Genomic DNA, 3514 nt, shown 5'->3' on the forward strand with positions numbered 1-3514 from the left:
AGCGGCTAAGCAAGATTGCTCCTACTCGATTCATTGTACCAACTTTTTTCTTAACTTCCATCGCGGTAGCAGAGGCAACTTTCTTCAGAAACCGCAACCTCGCTTAGCCGCGAAACGTTACCAGCAAGCTGCGCACGTACAACTGTTTGGCCGGCTGTCGGCTCGATCGAAAGTCGCTTGCAGCCTTCATCTTATTCTGGGCTACAAGCTTTGTTCCGACCAATCCGCCAGCCGACTGAAAATTGAGATTTTTTCCAAAGTTGAACCTATTCGTTTCCGCAGAAACATTTCGGTAATTCTATCTTTCATTCCGCCGAGACAAAAATCTCAATTTTCCTCAGCGAACCTAGAGCGCAGCCAGCTGGTAACCGCACCCAAGACGCGATTGCTGCTTTCTGGTAATTGAACCAACCGTTTTTCTTTGTACTTTCACGTCCAGCCGAGCCAACTTTCTTCGGAAGTCCGCAACCGCGCTTGGCTGCCAAACGTTAGTAGCTATTGCCGTGCGAAAGATCTAAACCTTCAACAAATGTTACCAGAATTAGACAATTTTCATGACCTACTAAAAAAACTAGACTACGATATAGAACGACTTTCAAAAACGAGTCATATATATGAATTGCTAGATTGCTTTCTGACTTTAAATGCGCTACCGGAATGGATTGTTAATTCTTCAATTGAAGATACAGCATTGACGGACATAGCTCGTCAGAAAATAAATGTTATGAAAGGCATCAAGTTTAATTTTGACGAAAATTTACTCCATGAAGATTTTGACCAAAAACTTAGACTAATTAGATTGGTCTGTAATCACGCAAAACATAAAACGGATTCTGTTCACATTCCAAAAATTGGACGCGAAATAGATTGCAGCTTTCCTATGATGTTTCCCGCAAAATTCGGATTTGTTATCTCAATCGGAAAACAAAAGGTAGATGCTGAATATCTTATTTTTGAGGTGACGAAATTTTGGAAATCATGTATAAATTTGGAATAGCAACAGCTACTAACCGCACCCAAGACGCGATTGCTGGTTTCAGTTAATTGAAACAATCATTTTTTAATTACTTTTACGTTCAGCCGAGCCAACTTTCTTCGGAAGTCCGCAACCGCGCTTGGCTGCCAAACGTTATAAGCTACCAATACTAGTCTGATTGCGAATCATTTTTTTTTCCTGAAATAAAAGATTTAAATCCTGCAGTACTAAGAACAAGAGAGAAAACACCAATGACAACCGATAGTAAACTTATTAAATCTAATCTACTTATCTGCTCGTACAAAAATTTTGAATACACATAGATTCCAATGCCCACAAAAATGAATAATATGCTATATACTCTCAACATCCTTTCAACGAGTGTATATCGGCCCTGACTTTTATTCATAAAAATCTTGGGTGGAAAATTGTATCGGAACTCTTTTATATCCACCAACGCATTTGTCTTAGAAATTCTATTCCAACTATCTATAACCGATTTAAAATAAAGAGTTTCTGTAACTGTATGCCAGAATTTCTCACTGCCAAAATTCTCTAGAATTTCAATATCAAAAGGAACAACACCTACCACGCTAAAATCTGAACGCTCATTTAACCTTTTACTTATTTCCTCTACATCTCTAATTTTCCTTGCTTTATTAATTATAGAAAATATGTGATTGACATTCTTAGAAAACTTAATAAAGTTAACTAGGTTTAAATTAGTAATTCGCCCTACTTCATCATCTTCCGCGATACTCAATATAATATCAGAGTTTGAACAACTTGCAAACACTAAGCTGTCCATGCCAGCACGATTATCAATCAATATATAGTCATATACGGACACTGATTTATGAGATAGCAAATAATTAATTTGTGCATTACAAAAATCTTGATCACTTAAGTCCTTGTCATTATAATCTAATGGCTGTGATATATTCGATACGGCCCGCAAAACATCACATTCAAAAAAACGCTCAATAGCTAAATCAGGAATTGACAAAGGGTCGTAATTTTTACTATTATTTCGATAAACTCCTAACAAATCCGATGTTGTGATATTAAAAGGACTCTTATATCCGTAATTGCCAAAGCTGTCCAGCAACACAGTCAATCCTCTTACAAAAATATCCATGTCGACAATCAAAACGCGTTGCTGTTCCTTAGCCAACGCTCGCCCTAAAACCGCGGTCAATAAGCTTTTACCACACCCGCCCTTACCACTAACAATACTGATTACTTTTGCCATGGTCTATTTTTTTATTTCTTTATATATCGAAACCGATACGATTATTAAAAATGCAACTGCAAAACTTATCATTAAGGTAAATGGCATTGCCTTGTTTATATCTTCTGCTGTCATATCCCGTTTCATGATACTGAAGTTTGAAACAATGAAAATGAATGCGGTATAAGTTAACCCTATCACCGCATGGAAATACACTGAAGCCTTCTTTTTTCCCGCTGGTTTTCGATAGTCGAATATCAAAAACGAAATACCATAACCCAAAAGGGTCGACAAAACCGAGGTGACTATCGCCGTGGGAGATTGTACAGCTATTTCTCCAAATTTTTCTAAAAAGTCCGTCTGAACTGGTAAAGTAGGATTTTTGGTCATACGCAATTCAATTTAGTATCAAATCTACAAAATTTTGGCAGCTTATAACCGCACCCAAGACGCGATTGCTGCTTTCAGATAATTGAACCAATCGTTTTTCTTTGTAATTTCACGTTCAGCCGAGCCAACTTTTCTCCGGAAGTCCGCAACCGCGCTTGGCTGCCAAACGTTAGGCGTCAGTTTTAAAAATCAAAATACGAAATGAACCACGTTTTATTTGAAATTGAGTCGAATTTAGAAATCTGGGAATTGATCGATATGAACTTCGATTTTATTTTCATACACAAATTTAATCCTCATGAAATAATTGAATGGTGGAAAACCGATTTGAAAATAAATTTAGAAAACGAATTGCAAGATGTTGAGGTCAGAAATATGGTATTTGACATTCGAACAAGTTTAAAAAAATTACAAGAAATCTTAAAATTAGAAAGTAATCAATTGACAATTTATCAGTTTGACAAACCGATTTCTAATACTTTAATTATTGAAAACTTGCCTCAATCTAACTTAGAAAGTATTTTAAAAGAAAATGGATTAAAACATCGTATCGATATAAATTTTGAAGTCGTTCAAATATCGAGTTTTGACATTCAGTTCATAGAACGTATTAAAGAACATAAATTATTCAAGCTAAAAATCACGAACTGGAATAACAGGTTTGGAGATAAACCGAACGCCTAACAGCGGCTAAAAAAAAGCGCTCCATTCAGGTCAGTGAACCAACCATTTTTTCAGTAAATTTACGTCCTGCCGAGACAACAATCTCCGGAAACCGCGCCTTCTTTTAGCCGCGAAACGTTGGTGGAAATGCCTAAAAATCGCCGATACAAAACATCATTAGAATTGGTATATTTACGTCGTGATAAAACCAAATCTATATATTATTGCTGGATGTAATGGCGCTGGTAAAACCA

At 36.5% G+C, this 3514-nt stretch carries 5 protein-coding genes; 3 read left to right on the forward strand and 2 right to left on the reverse strand.

The features are described 5' to 3' along the window. A partial coding sequence (locus G6047_RS16700) for a hypothetical protein (protein WP_211165349.1) occupies positions 1 to 406 on the forward strand: 406 nt, incomplete at its 5' end. A gap of 123 nt (positions 407 to 529) precedes the next feature. Continuing rightward, complete coding sequence (locus tag G6047_RS00400; protein ID WP_169525338.1) at positions 530 to 997, forward strand: hypothetical protein; 468 nt, start codon at positions 530 to 532, stop codon at positions 995 to 997. A 148-nt stretch (positions 998 to 1145) separates the two neighbouring features. Here G6047_RS00400 and G6047_RS00405 read toward each other — a convergent pair whose 3' ends face one another. Together G6047_RS00405 and G6047_RS00410 are read right to left on the reverse strand one after the other, a co-directional pair. Then, positions 1146 to 2228, reverse strand: a complete 1083-nt coding sequence (locus G6047_RS00405) for a nucleotide-binding protein (RefSeq protein ID WP_169525340.1) — start codon at positions 2226 to 2228, stop codon at positions 1146 to 1148. Between the two features lie 3 nt (positions 2229 to 2231). Continuing rightward, positions 2232 to 2597, reverse strand: coding sequence for a hypothetical protein (locus G6047_RS00410; protein ID WP_169525342.1), 366 nt, complete (start codon positions 2595 to 2597; stop codon positions 2232 to 2234). A 201-nt stretch (positions 2598 to 2798) separates the two neighbouring features. Here G6047_RS00410 and G6047_RS00415 point away from each other — a divergent pair, with 201 nt between their 5' ends. Further along, positions 2799 to 3281, forward strand: a complete 483-nt coding sequence (locus G6047_RS00415; protein WP_169525344.1) for a hypothetical protein — start codon at positions 2799 to 2801, stop codon at positions 3279 to 3281. Positions 3282 to 3514: the final 233 nt, after the last annotated feature.

This window comes from Flavobacterium silvaticum (assembly GCF_012911565.1).
Classification (GTDB): Bacteria; Bacteroidota; Bacteroidia; order Flavobacteriales; family Flavobacteriaceae; genus Flavobacterium; species Flavobacterium silvaticum.